General features: G+C 65.8%; 13 protein-coding genes. 9 read left to right on the plus strand and 4 right to left on the minus strand.

Translation table 11 applies throughout. From position 1 onward, the window contains the following. Positions 1-198 precede the first annotated feature (198 nt). From aqpZ to QM685_RS28190, 4 genes are all read left to right on the plus strand, one after another. Positions 199-942 (plus strand): aquaporin Z, encoded by a 744-nt coding sequence (gene aqpZ / locus QM685_RS28175; RefSeq protein ID WP_415121624.1) that lies wholly within the window; start codon positions 199-201, stop codon positions 940-942. Between the two features lie 35 nt (positions 943-977). Next, a complete protein-coding gene (locus QM685_RS28180; RefSeq protein WP_415121650.1) occupies positions 978-5,531 on the plus strand; it encodes a transporter substrate-binding domain-containing protein in 4,554 nt (1,517 codons plus the stop codon). A gap of 270 nt (positions 5,532-5,801) precedes the next feature. Further along, complete coding sequence (locus tag QM685_RS28185; RefSeq protein ID WP_415121626.1) at positions 5,802-6,236, plus strand: CHRD domain-containing protein; 435 nt, start codon at positions 5,802-5,804, stop codon at positions 6,234-6,236. Positions 6,237-6,401: 165 nt separating this feature from the next. Beyond that, positions 6,402-7,388, plus strand: a complete 987-nt coding sequence (locus QM685_RS28190; RefSeq protein WP_415121628.1) for an alpha/beta hydrolase — start codon at positions 6,402-6,404, stop codon at positions 7,386-7,388. On the opposite strand, the gene QM685_RS28195 is transcribed toward QM685_RS28190, so the two are convergent. Then, a complete protein-coding gene (locus QM685_RS28195; RefSeq protein WP_415121630.1) occupies positions 7,358-8,209 on the minus strand; it encodes an EcsC family protein in 852 nt (283 codons plus the stop codon). The two genes, QM685_RS28190 and QM685_RS28195, sit on opposite strands and share 31 nt — an antisense overlap. 136 nt (positions 8,210-8,345) lie before the next feature. Here QM685_RS28195 and QM685_RS28200 point away from each other — a divergent pair, with 136 nt between their 5' ends. Both QM685_RS28200 and QM685_RS28205 read left to right on the plus strand, forming a co-directional pair. Continuing rightward, complete coding sequence (locus QM685_RS28200; RefSeq protein ID WP_415121632.1) at positions 8,346-9,941, plus strand: MDR family MFS transporter; 1,596 nt, start codon at positions 8,346-8,348, stop codon at positions 9,939-9,941. Between the two features lie 31 nt (positions 9,942-9,972). After that, positions 9,973-10,467, plus strand: coding sequence for a MarR family winged helix-turn-helix transcriptional regulator (locus tag QM685_RS28205; protein WP_415121634.1), 495 nt, complete (start codon positions 9,973-9,975; stop codon positions 10,465-10,467). Between the two features lie 110 nt (positions 10,468-10,577). Here QM685_RS28205 and QM685_RS28210 read toward each other — a convergent pair whose 3' ends face one another. After that, positions 10,578-11,855, minus strand: coding sequence for an amino acid deaminase (locus QM685_RS28210; RefSeq protein WP_415121636.1), 1,278 nt, complete (start codon positions 11,853-11,855; stop codon positions 10,578-10,580). Between the two features lie 155 nt (positions 11,856-12,010). Here QM685_RS28210 and QM685_RS28215 point away from each other — a divergent pair, with 155 nt between their 5' ends. The 3 genes from QM685_RS28215 to QM685_RS28225 all read left to right on the plus strand — a co-directional run bounded on the left by QM685_RS28215 (position 12,011) and on the right by QM685_RS28225 (position 14,846). Continuing rightward, complete coding sequence (locus QM685_RS28215) at positions 12,011-12,901, plus strand: MurR/RpiR family transcriptional regulator (protein ID WP_415121638.1); 891 nt, start codon at positions 12,011-12,013, stop codon at positions 12,899-12,901. Between the two features lie 3 nt (positions 12,902-12,904). Continuing rightward, a complete protein-coding gene (locus QM685_RS28220; RefSeq protein ID WP_415121640.1) occupies positions 12,905-14,386 on the plus strand; it encodes an N-acyl-D-amino-acid deacylase family protein in 1,482 nt (493 codons plus the stop codon). Between the two features lie 73 nt (positions 14,387-14,459). Then, on the plus strand, positions 14,460-14,846 hold the full coding sequence (locus tag QM685_RS28225; protein ID WP_008923846.1) for a RidA family protein: 387 nt from the start codon (positions 14,460-14,462) through the stop codon (positions 14,844-14,846). Positions 14,847-14,940: 94 nt separating this feature from the next. Here QM685_RS28225 and queF read toward each other — a convergent pair whose 3' ends face one another. Both queF and QM685_RS28235 read right to left on the minus strand, forming a co-directional pair. Then, complete coding sequence (gene queF / locus QM685_RS28230; protein ID WP_415121642.1) at positions 14,941-15,765, minus strand: NADPH-dependent 7-cyano-7-deazaguanine reductase QueF; 825 nt, start codon at positions 15,763-15,765, stop codon at positions 14,941-14,943. Then, positions 15,762-16,664 (minus strand): 5'-nucleotidase, encoded by a 903-nt coding sequence (locus QM685_RS28235; protein WP_415121644.1) that lies wholly within the window; start codon positions 16,662-16,664, stop codon positions 15,762-15,764. The genes queF and QM685_RS28235 overlap by 4 nt, the downstream gene beginning before the upstream one ends. Positions 16,665-16,808 lie beyond the last annotated feature (144 nt).

Below are 16,808 nucleotides of genomic sequence, written 5' to 3' on the forward strand. Positions count from 1 at the left end.
TTTCTGATTGGCGCGACCTGGGACGCACTTAATAATCAGCAATTGACCGCGGCTTATCGCATGCTCGTCTGGCATCGCAGTTGGTCCGGTCATTTCAACGATCCTGGTCGAGAGCCGATCAGCGATTCAATGCAGTTGTCTTCGTACGGTCGTGCGGTGCCTTCTGCTTCATATCTGGACGAATGGGAGCGAGCACGAATGGTCACGCTGGGTAAGCGATTGTGGGGCGAAGGCGTGGGTACGGCGTGGCTGGTTTTCATCGGATGTGGCAGTACCGTGCTGGATACCACCGGGGTGCTGGAAGGCAGCGGCGCGCTGCAGATGTCGTTGGCGTTCGGCCTCGCTTTCGTTACCGCGAGCTACGCGTTCGGCAGGACCTCGGGCGCGCATTTCAACCCCGCCGTCACCATCGGCTTCACGGTCGCGCAGCGCTTTCCGGTCAGAGACCTGTTGCCGTACATCGCCGCGCAGATCGCCGGCGCCACGCTTGCCGCCGCGTTTCTCTTCTACGTCGCGAGCGGCCGGCCCGGCTTCGAACTCGGTGCGAGCAATTTCGCGGCGAACGGTTTTGGCGCCCATTCGCCGGCCGACTACCCGTTGCACTCGGCGCTCGTCATCGAGTTCGTGCTGTCTTTCGTTTTCGTCATGGCCTGCCTGCTGGTCGCGAGGCGCAAAGAGATTGCGCTGCTCGCGCCACTCGTCCCCGGCGCCTGTCTGATGCTTGCCTACCTCGTGTCCATTCCTGTCACCAATGGCGCGATCAATCCCGCCCGCTCCACCGCGCAGGCGCTTTTTGTCGGCAACTGGGCGCTGGACCAGCTTTGGCTGTTCTGGGCCGCGCCGTTGTCGGGCGCTATCGTGGCTGGCGTGCTGTTTTCCTTTCTGAATGACAATGCCGATCCGTGCGCATCGCTGGCCGACGGGCGCGGTGATATCGCGTGAGCGCTTATCGGCGCCATTGCCGGCTGCATTACCGCATGCGTTCTTCGTCGTTCCGGCTCGCTTTTCTCCGCAGTATGACTGTGGCGCGGAGGTTGCGGTGTGTATTGCAAGCTCTGCTCGCGCTATGCCTGCTGACGCTGATGCACGCGAACTGCATGGCCGAACCGTCCAGGGGCGCACGGCATGCGCGTGTTGCACTCACCGTCGCCGCCGATACTCCTTTTCCCGCCAGGCTGACCGTCGGCATGCTCGCGGGCGGCTGGCCGCCGTTTGACGTACTGCGCGACGGACGCGTCACGGGCGTAAGCGGCGACCTGCTGCGCGCGCTCGTTGGGCCGGATGTCGTGATCGAGGCGAAGACTTTTTCCGACATGACGCAACTGCTCGCGGCGGCGTGCGCCGGCAAGGTCGATCTGCTGATGAGCATCGCCCGCACGCCTGAGCGTGAACGCTGCGTCAGCTTTACGGCACCGTATTTCCGCTCGTTCGCGTCGGCGGTCGTGCGTCGCGACGATCACCGTTACACGAATCTCGCCGCACTCGCGGGGGCGCGTATCGCGATAGAACGCGGCTTCGCGCGCGAGCGGCTGTTACGCGAGGGTTTTCCGCGCGCCGGCATCGTGACGTTCGCGACCACGCGCGAGGCGCTTGCCGCGGTTCTGCATGGCGACGCCGATGCTTATATCGGCTTCACGCCGGTCGTGCATTTCGAACTCGCCAGCGAAGCGTTTCGCGGCCTGCGCGTTGCATTCGAGCAGGGCGGCAAGGCGTTCGACTTGCGCTTTGGCGTTCCGCTCGACGGGATGGGATTGCGAGATCGACTGAATCGCGCGCTTGCGTCGATGAATTCCGCCGAGGCCGCGGCGATTCGCGCGCGCTGGCTCTCCGGCAGCTTCAACGCCACGCCTTTGCCGGCCGCGGCCGGATTGGCGCTGAGCGCGCAGGAAAAGAACTGGCTTCGTTCACTGCCGCCGTTGCAGGTCGGGTTCGACAGCGACTGGCCGCCGTTCAGCTACGTCGACGACGCGGGCCGCCCGGCTGGCCTGGCCGCCGATTACCTCGCGTACCTGAGCAGCACGCTGGGAATCGTGTTCAACCGTGCGCGCACGGCCGACTGGCCCGCCAGCGTCGAAGCGTTCCAGCGCGGCGACGTCGCGATTCTGTCCACGATGTCCAGCCACGGTTTGCCTGTCGAGGGCGCTGAATATAGCCAGGTGTACGAGCGCGCTCCGATGGTGATCGTCGGTCGCGGCGGCGCGCCTGCCGCGTGCCCGCCCGGCCATTTCGTAGCGTGCCGCGTGGTCGTTCCGGCGCACGTCGCGGGCGCCATCCCGCTTGCGGTCGAAGGTGTATCGGCCGACGAAATCGTCGTTGCGCCGAGCCTCGCCGTCGGGTTGCAAATGGTCGCGAACGGCGAGGCGGACGTGCTGGTGGGGAACGCGGCCTCGATCGATGCGCAGTTGCGTCCGCGTTATGCCGGCGTGCTCAGGGTGCTCGGCACGCTCGGCGAATCCGACTCGCTGTATTTCGCGGTGCGCAAGGACTTGAGCCCGCTCGTCGGGCTGATCGACCGCGCGTTGCAGGCGATGCCCGCGGCCGAAAAGCAGCGCATCCGGCGCAAGTGGGTGAGCCCCGCCGCGCCGAACCAACAGATGTGGAGCGTGACCGCGCTGCGTTTGCTGCCGGTGCTGATCGGCATCGGTGTCGTGCTGCTGGTCACGCTGCGCGCCTACGTGCTGCTGCAACGGGAAGTCAGGCTGCGCAAGCAGACCGAACGCGAGCTTGCGCTGCAACTCAACTTCCAGCAGACGATGATGAAGACGGTGCCCTATCCGCTCATCGCGAAAGACCTGGACGGGCGGTACATCGCGATCAACGAGGCCTACGAGAAAGTGTGCGGGATGAGCCACGAGGCCGTGCTCGGGCGCACCACGGCCGAGGTCGGCACGTGGGGCGACGCGAACGCCCGCAAGCTCGACGACATGACGCGCGAGATTCTGCGCGGCGGCAGCATCGCGAAGGTCGAACTGCAATTCGAGGACAGCGCGGGCGAGCCGCGGCATGGACTTTTCTGGACGAGAGTCTGCTACGGCGACGACGGGCAGCCGGTATGCGTGCTGGGCACGATGGTCGACATCACGGACATCCGGCGCGCCGAAATGCTCGCGCGCGAAACCGAGCGGCGTCTGTTCGACGTCACGCGCTCGCTGCCGGCCGTCGTGTTCCAGTTGCGGCGCACGCCGGCCGGCGCGTATTCGTTTCCGTACATCGGCGGCGACACCGCGCATCTGCTCGGCGACGCCGGCGCGTCGCCGGGCCAGCGCGCCCGGGTCGACTTCCGGCGCGTGTCGAAACTGGACCGGGCGCTCGTGCTCGCGGAACTCGAACGCTCGGCGAGGTGCGAAACGCCGGTGCATACGGAGTTTCGTCTCGAAAGCGCGGGGCAGCTCAAGTGGGTGCGCGCGGAACTGGTGCCGCGTCGCGAGGCGGATGGCGGCGTCGTGTGGAGCGGCTATTGGGTCGATGCTAGTGTGGAGCGCGCCCGTTCCGAGGAACTGGCGCGAGCGCGTGACATGGCCGAGGCGGCTTCGCGCGCGAAAGACAATTTCTTCGCGATGATGAGCCACGAAATCCGTACGCCGATGAACGGCGTACTGGGCCTCGTCGAAGTGCTCGAGCGCACGCCGCTCAGCACGGACCAGAGCGAAATGCTCGGCATGATCCACGAGTCGGCGGGTGCGCTGCTGCAGATTCTCGACGACCTGCTCGACTATTCGAAAATCGAAGCAGGGCGGCTCACGCTCGAAGCCGAGCCGATCGATCCGCGCGAACTCGTCGATAACGTGGTCGGACTGCTCGCGGCGCGCGCCCATGAAAAAGGTTTGAAGGTGCGCGTCGAGATCGCGGCCGACGTGGCCGCGACGCTGCGCGGCGACAGCGTGCGCGTGCGGCAGATCCTGTTCAATCTGCTCGGCAACGCGATCAAGTTCACGCCGGAGGGCGAAGTCGGCGTGAGCGTGTCGGTCACCGCCACCGCGCATGGCGGCGTTTTACAGGCACCCGCGCAATCGCCTGGACAAACACAAACGTTCGAAATAACCGTGCACGACACCGGTATCGGCATCGCGCCGGACGTGCAGGCGAGTCTGTTCGAGCCGTTCGTGCAGGCTGAATCGTCCACCACGCGGCGTTTCGGCGGCACGGGGCTGGGCCTGACGATTTGCCGCAAGCTGATCGAACTGATGAAGGGCACGCTCACGTTGCGCAGCGAGCCCGGTCGCGGCACGAGCATGATCGTGCGGCTCGCGCTGCCGGTCGTCGCGCGGCATGAACCGGTCAACGGCTTGCGCGGCAAGCGCGGCGTCGTGATCGCGAGCGAGCCGCGCATCGCCCGGGCCTTGATGCATTTCGGCGAAGCGCTCGGGCTCGGGTTGCGCGCCATCGCGCCTCAGGCGCCCGCGGCGTACGAGCCCGCGGCGCTGGCCGGCGCGGACCTGCTGTTTATCGGCGAGGACGTGGCGTTGCCCGCGTATGTCGATGCGAACACGCGCATCGTCACGCTGACCGAAAAATCGAAGCCGACGGGCTATCGCATCCTCGACGACAAGGTGCGCGTCAGCGTCAACCCGATCTTGTGGCGCGGCCTCGGCGCCGCGTGCGCGGCCGCAATGACAGGCCTCCCTTCGATGGCGCCACGCGCGGCAGACGCGCCGCGCATGCCCGAAAGTGTCGCGGCGCCCCCGGATCGCGAGCACGCCATTGCGAGCGGGCGGCTGATTCTTGTCGCGGAAGATCATCCGGTCAATCAGGAACTGATTCGCCATCAACTGGCTTTGCTCGGTTTCGCCTGCGACGTCGCGAACGACGGCGTCGAGGCGCTCGCCGCGCTCGAACGCACGAATTATGGCTGCCTGATCACGGACTGCCACATGCCGAATCTGTCCGGCTACGAGCTCACGCGGCGTATCCGCGAAGCCGAGTCCGCGGCTGGGCGAAGCGGCGCGCATCGTCTGCCGATTCTGGGCATCACGGCGAACACCGCGCCCGGCGACCTCGGCCTGTGCCGCGAAGCCGGCATGGACGACAGCCTCGTCAAGCCGACCCGGCTCGCCACGTTGCGCGATCATCTGGGCCGCTGGTTCGGCACCGACGTCGTCTCGCAGACCGCGCCTGCGGAAACGTCCGGCCACGTGCCGCTGGCGCTGGCCATCGAGGCGCCGGCGCTTCGGCAACGCGATGCGAAACCGTTCGTGCCGGTCGACCTCGGTCATATGGCGCAATTGTGGGGAAGCGAATCGACTGTGAAGGCGTTGCTTGACTCGTTCGTTCCGTCGATGCGCGACGATATGAAATCGTTGGCGTCACTGCTCGAACACGCGGAGATTGCACGCATGCGCGAGTGGCTGCATCGGGTGGCGGGAGCGGCAGCCGTGCTGCAGTATCCGCCGCTCATTCACGCGCTGGAAGAATATCGCCATCAGATCGTCGCGAAGACGCCCGAGCGTTTGCGCGACGAAGGATTTGCGCTGATCCGGCAATGCGAGGCGATGCTGGATGGCATCGAACAGCAGGCGGCATTGCTCGCGTAGCGCATCGGACGAAAAAAAACGCGGCCGAAGCCGCGTTGAAAATTTGGAGACCTCCTTCGATGAAGGAGTCACTTCTCGCAGGCAGAAGCATAGCTGTAGTCACGTCATTTATTCATTACAAATTGCGCAATTAAGTTTTCGAGCAAATCGATTAAAACGCATCCGCCATTCGTTCGAGCCTGTATTTCAGGCCTGTTTTTGCACTAGTATGTGGAAGCTCCGCGCGGACCAGATGATGCCGCGGCGGCCCATCAAAGTCCGGAGAAGACCATGATTACGCTGCGAAAATTGAATCTGGCCGTGGTGTTGTGGGCGCTCGCGTCAGGTGTCGCGCTCGCCGATACGGTGACGCTGAAGGCCGACCTCGAGCCATCGAGCGAAGTGCCGCCGCGGGTGAGCCACGGGCACGGCATGCTGGATGCGACCTTCGACACGTCGACTCAATCGCTGCAATGGACCATTACCTATGAGGGCCTGAGCGGGCCGGCCACCGCCGCGCATTTCCACGGTCCCGCGCCGGTCGGCCAGAACGCGAAGGTCCAGGTGCCAATCGACAGGAATGCGCTTGCGAGCCCGATCAAAGGAGCGGCGAAGCTGACCGAGCAGCAGGTCACGGATCTGATGGCGGGACAGTGGTACTTCAACATCCATACCGCGCAGAATCCGACGGGCGAGATTCGCGGGCAGGTCTTGCCGGCGAACTAGGCGCCGCATGGGCTTCGGCCGGAGGCAGGTAGTTAAAGGAAGTTGATTAGGACGCAGGCGGCGAGACCCGACTGCTCCCCGATCGACGATTAGAACCCCGCCACCCACCGGCGCCCCCGCTAACGCACGTACCATGACGGGACATCAACGAAGGAGCATGTCCCGATGAGCTGGCAAAGCGCACTCGCATGCTGGTATTTGCGCAGGCAGTTCCGGCCGGAAACGCTCAAGCCGCATATCAATGTCGAACGGGCGCGCGCGCTGACCTCGAAGCGCGTGTGGTCGCCGCGTGTGCCGCCCGGCTGGCGTCTGCGCGAAACGTACGGTGCCCACGACGCGCCATTGCTCGGCGAATGGCTCGAGCCCGCGAGCACCGCGCTGGACGGCGGCCCGGCTGGCGCCGCAACACCCACGGTGCTCTATTGCCACGGTGGCGGCTACTACTTCTGCTCGCCGCGCACGCATCGCTCGTTGACATTCGCGCTTGCGCCCCGCGCCAACGCGCGGCTCTTTTCCCTCGACTACCGCCTCGCGCCCGAGCATCGTTTTCCGGCCGCGCTCGACGACGCGACCGCTGCGTATCGCCAGTTGCTCGCGATGGGCACCGCACCCGGCTCGATCGTGATCGCCGGAGATTCGGCCGGCGGCGGCCTCGCGCTCGCCACGCTGGTCGCGCTGCGCGATGCCGGCGCGCCGATGCCGGCGGGCGGTCTGCTGTTCTCGCCGTGGACCGATCTCGCGACGACAGGCGCGAGCCTGCGCATCAACGACAGCGTCGATCCGATGTTCTGCGGCGCGGCGATCGAGCGCGCGGCCAGGGTCTATCTCGGCGACGCGCCGGCCACGCATCCGTACGCGTCGCCGGTCTACGCGGACCTGCATGGCCTGCCGCCGCTCTTCATGATGGCGGGCAGCACCGAAGTGCTGCTCGACGACGCCCGCCGCGTCGCCGACAACGCACGCGCGGCGGGCGTCGATTGCGAATGCGAGGTGTGGAAGAAGATGCCGCATGTCTGGCCGATGTTCGCGCCGTTCATGCCGGAGGCGAACCGCGCGCTCGACCGCGCGGCCGCGTTCGTGCGGCGCGCGACGCGCCGCGCCACACTGGCCGCCCACGCGGCTCAGGCGTCGGGCGTGACGTCGAGCGTCTGATACACGGCCTCGATCGTGGCCTGCCCGTACTGCCGCTCGAGCCGCCGCACGGTGAAGTGGCCGTGCGCGACCTGCTGGAAGTGGTCGATGAAGACCGTATTGACCATCGCGCCGAGCACCGCGCCGATCGCCGGAATCGACTTGGCGGCGATCTGCTCGCTGACCTGCACCGAAAAGCGCGCGGCGATCGCGTTGAGCAGCCGCAGCAGCGCCGCCGAGCCGTGCGTCGTGAAGCCCTTGCTGGCGATTTCCGACGACGCTTTCGACACCGCCTGCGCGAGCGCGCCGCGCATGAAGAAATAGCCGAGATCGGCGTCGTCGTCCTCGCTCGACGTGCCGCCCATGCCGAGCACGGTCAGGCACTGCAACTGCGTCTCGATCGACGTCAGGTCCTCGCCCTCGCTGCGCGCGACGTCGCAGATGGAGCGGAACATCAGCGTGGTCGTGACCGGCAGTTCCACCGGCAGCGCGACCAGTCCGAACGCTCCGCCGGCCGCGCCGGTCGTCGCCACCGCGAACTTGTGCAGCAGGTTGTTCGGCTTGTCGGGCGCGAGCTGCTTCGCGGCATCCCGGCGGCCGAGCGTGCGCAGCGCGATCGACAGACATTTGCGCAACGCGGCCTGGGTTGCATCGGCGACCTTTTCGTTGGCGAACGCGGGGATGCGCGTCAGCAGCTTCTCGATCGGCGCGCCGACGATGCTCGCGAGCTTCATCGCGAGGGCGGGGCTTTCGAGCTGGTGTTTGGCGCGCCGCAGCGCGTTCAGATCCTGCTCGGACAAGGATGGTGCTGCGGATGGTGCTGCGAGCGAACTCGTCTGCATGGGCCTCCCTGGCGTCGTATCCTGGTTCATGCCGGTCAGTGTACCGGCGCGCTGCGATGTGTCGGAGCGTCCCGCTTAGAGCTCCGCATCGTGGTATGATTCCCAGTCTTTTGACAAGTCAACTTTTGCTCCATCAATGGCTGTCCATACCGCCGCCCACCATTCGAGTGGGCAAGTCTTACCGTTCCGTGAATCCCTGCTGGCGATGCTCGGCGTTTCATTCGTCGCGATGCTGGTCGCGCTCGACCAGACCGTGGTCGGCACCGCGCTGCCCACGATCGTGTCCGAACTCCGGGGCTTCGAGCTGTATGCGTGGGTCGCCACCTCCTACCTGCTGACCTCGGTGATCACGGTGCCGATTTTCGGCCGGCTCGGCGACTACTACGGACGCAAGCCATTCGTGATCGCGTCGATCGTCGTGTTCACCGGTGCGTCGGTGCTGTGCGGCGCGGCCAACAGCATGCTGTTTCTCGTGCTCGCGCGCGGCCTGCAGGGCATCGGCGGCGGCATGCTGGTCGGCACCGCGTTCGCGTGCATCCCCGATCTGTTTCCCGACTCGGTCGTGCGTCTGCGCTGGCAGGTGCTGATGAGCTCGGCGTTCGGCATCGCGAATGCGGTCGGGCCGTCGCTCGGCGGCTTTCTCACGCAGTACTACGGCTGGCGCTCGGTGTTCTACGTGAATCTGCCGGTCGGGCTGCTGTCGCTGTTTTTCGTCTGGCGTTTCCTGCCGCATCTGCGGCACGTCGAGCATACCGGCAAGATGCGGCTCGACTGGCCCGGCGCGCTCCTGATCGCGATCGCGCTCGGCTCGTTGCAACTGTTCGTCGAATTGCTGCCGAAGCACGGCGTCACGCTGGGTGCGTTCGCGCTGCTCGCGCTCGCCGTCGCATCGGCCATTTCATTGTGGAAGTGGGAAAAGCGCTGCCCGACCGCGATTCTGCCGGTCGACATGTTCCGCAACCGCAGTCTCGCCGCGCTGTTCACGCTGGCCGTGCTGGGCGGCTTCACGATGTTCTCGCTGCTGTTCTACGCGCCGCTGCTGTTCCAGGGCGGCTTCGGGATGTCGCCGAAGGAAGCGGGGCTCGTCATCACGCCGCTCGTCGTGTTCATGACGATCGGCAGTATCTTGAACGGACGTATCGTGTCGCGCGTGAAAAATCCGAACCTGATGCTGTACATCGGCTTTGCGCTGCTCGCGCTGGCGTGCCTCGGCGTGGTCGTCGCCACCCGCTCGATGCCGCAATGGGCGCTGACGTCGTTCATGGTGCTGGGCGGCTTCGGGCTCGGCTTCGTGATGCCGAACCTGACGATCTTCGCGCAGCAGACCGCGGGCCGCGAACACCTCGGTATCGCGACGGCGCTGCTGCAGTCGCTGCGGATGATCGGCGGCATGATCGGCACCGCGCTGACCGGCACGCTGGTCACGCATATGTACCGGAGCGGCGTGCGCAACGCGCTGGAAGGCGCGGGCGCGTCGCACTGGTTCGCCGATCTCGGCGATCCGCAGATTCTGATCAACCGGGACGCGCAGACCACGCTCGTCGACCAGTTGACGCACGCGGGCCACAACGGCGCGGTGCTGCTCGAAAGCGCGCGCGAGGCGCTGGTCGGGGCGATTCACCTGGGTCTCGCGATGGCGGCGGTGATCGCCGTCGTGTCGGTGTGGCAAAGCCGCCGTGTGCCGCCGATCAAGCTGCATCGCAAGCTCGATCCGGTGATTCACGCGGACTGATTTTTTTGACCAGGCGTTTGACGGATAGATCATGGAAGAACAGGACCGCGTCGCCGTGATGCAGCAATTCGGCCGCACGTATCGGGCGTTCATGTCGGCATTCGAGGCTCAGGTGGGACAGCCGTTGCCGCGCTGGCGCATTCTGCTCGCGCTGCATGACCAGGGCGGGGAGTCGTCGCAGAAGCGGCTCGTCGAGCGCCTGCGTGTCGACCCGGGCGCGCTCACGCGGCAGTTGAAGGCGCTCGAAAGCATGGGCTGGGTCGCGCGCAGCATGGACATGCGCGACAACCGCGTGACCAATGTGCGCCTCACCGAAGCCGGACAGGCGGCCACGGAGGAGAGCCTGCCGCGCCGCAATGCGTTTTTGCACGACACGATGGCGGCGTTGCCGGATGACGCGCTGGGCGCGCTGTCGAACGCGTTGAAGATGCTCGAGGCGCGAATCGGCGAAGTGACGGCCGCCGCGAGCGTCGCTACTGTCGCAACGCCGCAGACCGCGGGCGATGAGGCGGCGCAGCGCGCCTGATTGGCGCGTTGCGTGGAGATAAAAGAAAAGAAGGCTGTGGGCCCGCTGGCCCACAGCCTTCTTTTTTGCAGCCCGCGCTTCAACGAAGCGCACTCCAAAGCGTGCTTCAATCAGAAGAACGTCTCGATCACTTCCTTCACGCGATATTGCGGATCGACGACCAGCACCTGACGCCATTTGTCGAACGTCAGGCACGGATGCGAGATGTCGAACGCGATCATGTCGCCCACCTTCAGATCGGCGCCGGCGGGAATCCGCAGATACGCGTGCTGATCCATCAGGCCGAAAATCTCCCAGCCTTCGCTCGCGGCGATATCGCGCGGCGCCTCGGTGCCCGGACGATAGTGGCGCGCCGGCTCCGGCATGCCGGCGTCGAACGCGGAGTCGCGTTTGCCGAGGCCGATGATCGCGCGGTCCGGCTCGGGAATCGACTGCACGTACGCCCATAGCTGCAGCGCCGGCAGCAGCCCTTCGCCCATTTTCTTCGCGACCGGATTGCGCTTGAAAATGTCCGTCTGCGCCTTGCGATAGATGCCGACATCGTGCGTCAGATAGCAGCCGGGGCGCAGCACGACCTCGACCTTGCCGGTTTGCGTCGCCTGCGCGAATTCTTCGGCGACCACGTCGTACCACGCCGAGCCCGCACCCGACAGCACCGCCGGCGAACGCGCGAAACGCCCCTGCTCGACGAGTTCGCGCGTAATGGCAACCGCGTCTTGCAGGAACGTGCGCACCTCGTGTTCTTCCTTCAGCACGCCCTCGTATAGCTCGACACCGGCGAGCTTCAGCACGTCCGGATAGCGCGCGATCGCGTCCAGCACCGCGTTGCGCTGAGCCTCATCGCGCACGCCGGTGCGCCCGCCCGGCACGCCGAGTTCGAGCAGCACCTGAAGCGGTTTTTTCACCGACGTGAAAAACTTGCCGAGCTGTTCGACGCCTTCGGCCGAATCGACGAGGCAGAAGAATTCGAACTCCGGATCGCTCAGCAATTCGGCGATCATCATCATGTTGCGGCGGCCGACCAGCTGATTCGCCATCAGGATGCGCGACACGCCGCCGTGGTAAGCCGCGCGCACCTGGTGCGCGGTGGCGAGCGTGATGCCCCATGCGCCGGTTTCGAGCTGGCGCCGAAACAGTTGCGGCGCCATCGTGGTCTTGCCGTGCGGCGCGAGCTTGACGCCGTATTCGGCAACGAATGCTTGCATCCACTTCAGGTTGTGCTCGACGCGATCCGCGTACAGCACCGCGGCCGGCAGGCTCACGTCTTCGTCGAGCAGGTTCCATTCGAGGCGCGCGGCGTCCGTCAACTGGATGCTGGTGCCCGGAACGATGCCCAGGCCCTTGCTGTACGGATCAATCGTCGCGCCCTGATAGTTTGTAACTTTCATGTCTCCGTGCTCCATCGTCCGGTTAAATTGCAGCAGATTTGACTTTAGTATGTTACCGAAAGTACGATGCATGGAGAAATGTTATTTAGTACCAGAGCTTTCGCGGACCTTTCCGGCTGTCCGCGCGGCCCCGCTGGGAACTCCCACTGCCCGCCATGAACCGTAGCGCCGAACCGCCTGCTTTCGACATCGTCGCGCGCATCGCCGAATGCGCGCCGGAATTGCGCTCGGCCGAGCGCAAGGTCGCCGCGCTGATCCTCGACGATCTGACCGGCGCGTCGCGCGCGAGCATCGGCGCGCTGGCGCAGCAGGCGGAGGTCAGCATCGCGACGGTCACGCGCTTCGCGAAGGCGGTCGGCTGCCGCGACGTGCGCGAACTGAAGCTGCGGCTCGCGCAGGCGGCCGCGGTCGGTCAGCGCTTTCTCGAACGCGACGCCGCAAGCGACACGCCCGAGCCGATCGCGACCCGCGTGTTCGACGAGCTGCAAACCGCGCTGGCGCACAACCATCAGTTGCTGCGCCAGGCGCCGCTCGCCGGGGCGGCGGCGGCCTTGCGCGCCGCGCGGATGATCTACGTGTTCGGCATGGGCGGCGGCTCGACCGCGCTCGCCGACGAAATGCGTTTCCGCCTCGTGCGCCTCGGCCGGCCGGTCGCAACCTATCAGGACGGGCTGTTGCAGCGCATGGTCGCGAGCACGGTGTCGCGCGACTGCGCGGTAATCGCGTTGTCGACCACCGGGCGGGTTCCCGAAATGCTCGAAAACTGCCGGATCGCGCGCGGCTACGGCGCGACGGTGATCACGCTGACCGCGCCGGCCTCGCCGTTGGCGAAACTCGCCGACTGGGTGATCCCGATCGTCGCGTTCGAAACCGATTTTATTTACAAGCCGTCGTCATCCCGCTACGCGATGATGATGGCGCTCGATGTGCTCGTCACCGAACTTGCCGTCAGCCAGGGCGACGAGAGCCGCGAATTGCTGCGCCGCATGAAACACGCGCTCGACGCGCACCGCGGCGGCGGCGATCGACAACCGTTAGGAGACTGATCCATGCATTCGCACCCCGAAGCCGCCGATACGCTGATCGTCGGCGCGCAACTGTATGACGGCACCGGCGCCCCGCCCGTCGAGCGCGACGTGGCGATCCGCGACGGGCACATCGCCGCGATCGGCAATCTGTCGAACTGGCTCGCCGAAGAGGTGATCGAGGCCGAGGGCCGCGCGCTTGCGCCGGGCTTCATTGACGTGCACACCCACGACGACACCCACGTGATCCGCTCGCCGCAGATGCTGCCGAAGATCACCCAGGGCGTGACGACGGTGATCGTCGGCAATTGCGGGATCAGCGCATCGCCAGTGTCGCTGAAGGGCGATCCGCCCGATCCGATGAACCTGCTCGGCGAGCGTGATGCGTTCCAGTACCCGACCTTCGCCGACTATGTGAGCGCGGTCAACGCCGCGCGGCCGGCGGTCAACGTCGGCGCGCTGATCGGCCATACGGCGTTGCGCAGCAACCAGATGGACCGGCTCGATCGCGCGGCGACCGGGCAGGAAATCGAGGGCATGCGCGCGCAGCTCGAGGAAGCGCTCGCGCACGGCGCGCTCGGTCTGAGTTCGGGGCTCGCGTACGGTTCGGCGTTCGCCGCGCCGACCGAGGAAGTGATGGCGCTCGCCGAGCCGCTCGCCGCCGCCGGCGCGCTGTACACGACGCACATGCGCACCGAGTTCGACGCGATTCTCGACGCGATGGACGAGGCGTACCGCGTCGGGCGCCATGCGCGCGTGCCGGTCGTGATCTCGCATCTGAAATGCGCGGGGCCGACGAACTGGGGCCGCAGCGTCGAGGTGCTGAAGTCGCTCGAAGGCGCGCGCGGCATGCAGCCGGTCGGTTGCGACTGCTATCCGTACAATCGCAGCTCGTCGACGCTGGATCTCAAGCAGGTGACGGGCGACATCGACATCACGATTACGTGGTCGGAGCCGCATCCGGAGATGGCGGGCAAGCTGATCAGGGAGGTCGCGGCCGAGTGGGGCGTGTCGCAGCAGGAAGCGGGCAAGCGCCTGCAACCGGCTGGGGCTGTCTATCACAACATGTCCGAAGACGACGTGCGGCGCATCCTGTCGCATCCGGCGACGATGGTCGGCTCGGACGGTCTGCCGAACGATCCGCTGCCGCATCCGCGGCTGTGGGGCGCATTTCCGCGCGTGCTCGGCCACTACGTGCGCGATGCCGGTTTGCTGCCGCTCGAAGAGGCGGTGCGCAAGATGACGAGCCTGTCGGCGCGCCGCTTCGGTCTCGCGCAGCGCGGCGAGGTGCACGTCGGCTATCACGCCGATCTCGTGCTGTTCGATCCGGCGAAAGTGCACGACGCGGCGACGTTCGACAAACCGCAGCAGGCAGCGGCCGGTATCGACGCGGTGTGGGTCAACGGCGTGCTGTCGTACCGCGACGGCGCGGTGACCGGCGAGCGGGCCGGCCGGTTCGTCACGCGCGGCGCGCCGTCGCAGGGCGATGCGCAGGGCGCGTTCTGATTTTTTTCGATTGACGGCGGCACGCGCGGCGAGGGCGTCGCGGCGTGCCCGATTTTTTTTAAGGAGTGTGACGATGAAGCGATATGGCGTTGAAGGCGGAAAGGGTACGGGCGGTCAGGTGATGCCGTTTGCGCGCGCGGTCGAGGCGGACGGGTGGCTTTTCGTATCGGGCCAGACGCCGATGGAAAACGGCGAGGTGATCAACGGCGGCATCGTCGAGCAATCGCACAAGGCGATCCAGAACGTGTTCGCGATCCTGAAGGAAGCGGGCTACGGCGCCGAGCACGTCGTGCGCTGCGGCGTATGGCTCGACGATCCGCGCGACTTCGCGTCGTTCAACAAGGTGTTTCGCGAGTACTTCGGCGAGAATCCGCCGGCGCGCGCGTGCGTGGTGTCGTCGATGGTGATCGACTGCAAGGTCGAGGTGGATTGCGTCGCTTATAAGAAGCCGGCGGCCTGATCCCGCTGGGCAGGCTTTCATGCGACAGGGGCGCCGCGGGCTGTGATTGCCCGCGGCGCCCCTGTCGCTTTTACGGTTGCCATTTAAGCATGCATTACTGCCGCGCGAGCCGCATATTGTCCGGCATCGGCAGGTTGTAGTTGGTGCGAAACGGGTTGATGTCGAGGCCGCCGCGTCGCGTATAGCGCGCGTACACCGCGAGCTTCAGCGGCTTGCAGGCCTTCATGATGTCGACGAAGATCCGCTCGACGCATTGCTCGTGAAAGCCGGTGTGATTGCGATACGAGATGACGTAGCGCAGGAGGCCTGCGTGATCGATCTGCGGGCCGGCATAGTGAATCTGCACGCTGCCCCAATCGGGCTGGCCGGTCACCGGGCAGTTCGACTTCAGCAGGTTCGAGACCAGCGTTTCCTCGACCGGCGCTTCGTCGTGGGCCGCGCTCAGCAGCGACGCGTCCGGCTGATAGACGCTGGCTTCCAGATCGAGCCGATCCAGCGACAAACCGTCGAATTCTTCCATTTGCAGCTTGCCGAATTCATGCGGCGTCGCCAGATAAACCGACACGGTCGCGCCGCACGACGCGGACACGTCGCGCTTTATCGTGTCGCGCACGACTTCGGGCGATTCGAAGGCAGTCTGCGCGAACGAGCCGAGATACAGCTTGAACGACTTCGACTCGACGATATTCGGCGAGTCGGCCGGCACGAAGAACGTCGCGACCGCGATCTGCGGCTTGCCGCGCGCGTTCAGCCACGACAGTTCGTAGGCGTTCCAGATGTCGGTGCCGAAAAACGGCAGACGCGCGCCGATGCCGATCGCCTCGCGCGCATGGGCGCGCGCAATCGGAAACAGCAGCGAGGGGTCGTATTGTTCGGTGTAAGTCGAGGACTTGCCGAGCGGGGATTGTTCGGGTGTCATGATGCGTTCACGATGCCACTCATCACATGCCCGGTCGCCGTCACGACGCGGGCCGATTCGCAGTGGCCAAGCTGGTCGTCGAAGAAAAAGTCCGGCTCGAACTCGCGCAGGAATGCGCTCTTGTCGAGGCCGCCGAGGAACATCGCTTCGTCGATTTCGATGTTCCAGGCCATCAGGGTGCGGATCGCGCGCTCATGCGCGGGAGCCGAGCGGGCGGTGACCAGCGCCGTGCGAATCCGCATCGGCGCGGCCGCGTCCGCGAGTTTCTGCAGCCGGTGCAGCGCTTCGAGCAGCGGCTTGAGCGGACCGTCCGCGAGCGGCAGGTGCTTGTTGTCGATCTCGTGACCGACGAACGCGCGCAGGCCATCCTTCTGGAAGATGCGTTCGGCTTCGTCGGAAAACAATACCGCGTCGCCGTCGAACGCAATGCGGATTTCGTCCGGGTACTTGCTCGCCATTTTTGCCGATTCCGGCAACACGCGCGCGGCCGGAAAACCGGCGGCGAGCGCATCGCGCACGTCCTGCTGATTCGCGGACAGAAACAGCGACGCATTCAGCGGCTTCAGATAACCGAACGGCGCGCGCCCGCGCGTGAACACGCCACGCTCGATCGCGAGTCCGTGTTCGCGGCATGAATGAAATGCGCGCAAGCCGCTGATCGGATCGCTGCGCGACAGGATCACGACCTCGACGCGATGGCCGCCGGCATTCAGCGCGAGCAGCTTGCGGATCAGCGGAAACGCGACGCCCGGTTTCGCGGGCACGTTCAGCCGCTCGCGCTGCAATGCTTCGTACGCGCGCAGGTCGCCCGCCTCGTAGACGTGGTTCTCCTCCTCGAAGTCGAACAGTGCGCGCGACGAGATTGCGACCACCAGTTTGTCGACAAGCGAAAGCGCCATCGGTGCGTTCCGGTCCTGTGATAGATCAGGCGAGGAAAAGGCGATATACCGGGTTTTTCGTCTCTTCCCAGTACGGATAGCCGAGCGTCTCGAGGAAGCGACCGAATGCCTCGTTGTCGTTTTCGGGCACCTGGATGCCGACCA

The sequence above is a fragment of the Paraburkholderia sp. genome (assembly GCF_047605525.1).
Taxonomy (GTDB): domain Bacteria; phylum Pseudomonadota; class Gammaproteobacteria; order Burkholderiales; family Burkholderiaceae; genus Paraburkholderia.

What these genes read in the sequence shown, in the direction of transcription:
- QM685_RS28225 (WP_008923846.1), top strand. Translation starts at nt 14,460, where the DNA reads ATGAAGCGATATGGCGTTGAAGGCGGAAAGGGTACGGGCGGTCAGGTG.
- queF (WP_415121642.1), bottom strand. Translation starts at nt 15,765, where the DNA reads ATGACACCCGAACAATCCCCGCTCGGCAAGTCCTCGACTTACACCGAA.
- QM685_RS28185 (WP_415121626.1), top strand. Translation starts at nt 5,802, where the DNA reads ATGATTACGCTGCGAAAATTGAATCTGGCCGTGGTGTTGTGGGCGCTC.
- QM685_RS28235 (WP_415121644.1), bottom strand. Translation starts at nt 16,664, where the DNA reads ATGGCGCTTTCGCTTGTCGACAAACTGGTGGTCGCAATCTCGTCGCGC.
- QM685_RS28195 (WP_415121630.1), bottom strand. Translation starts at nt 8,209, where the DNA reads ATGCAGACGAGTTCGCTCGCAGCACCATCCGCAGCACCATCCTTGTCC.
- QM685_RS28180 (WP_415121650.1), top strand. Translation starts at nt 978, where the DNA reads ATGCGTTCTTCGTCGTTCCGGCTCGCTTTTCTCCGCAGTATGACTGTG.
- QM685_RS28200 (WP_415121632.1), top strand. Translation starts at nt 8,346, where the DNA reads ATGGCTGTCCATACCGCCGCCCACCATTCGAGTGGGCAAGTCTTACCG.
- QM685_RS28215 (WP_415121638.1), top strand. Translation starts at nt 12,011, where the DNA reads ATGAACCGTAGCGCCGAACCGCCTGCTTTCGACATCGTCGCGCGCATC.
- QM685_RS28205 (WP_415121634.1), top strand. Translation starts at nt 9,973, where the DNA reads ATGGAAGAACAGGACCGCGTCGCCGTGATGCAGCAATTCGGCCGCACG.
- aqpZ (WP_415121624.1), top strand. Translation starts at nt 199, where the DNA reads ATGGTCACGCTGGGTAAGCGATTGTGGGGCGAAGGCGTGGGTACGGCG.
- QM685_RS28220 (WP_415121640.1), top strand. Translation starts at nt 12,905, where the DNA reads ATGCATTCGCACCCCGAAGCCGCCGATACGCTGATCGTCGGCGCGCAA.
- QM685_RS28210 (WP_415121636.1), bottom strand. Translation starts at nt 11,855, where the DNA reads ATGAAAGTTACAAACTATCAGGGCGCGACGATTGATCCGTACAGCAAG.
- QM685_RS28190 (WP_415121628.1), top strand. Translation starts at nt 6,402, where the DNA reads ATGAGCTGGCAAAGCGCACTCGCATGCTGGTATTTGCGCAGGCAGTTC.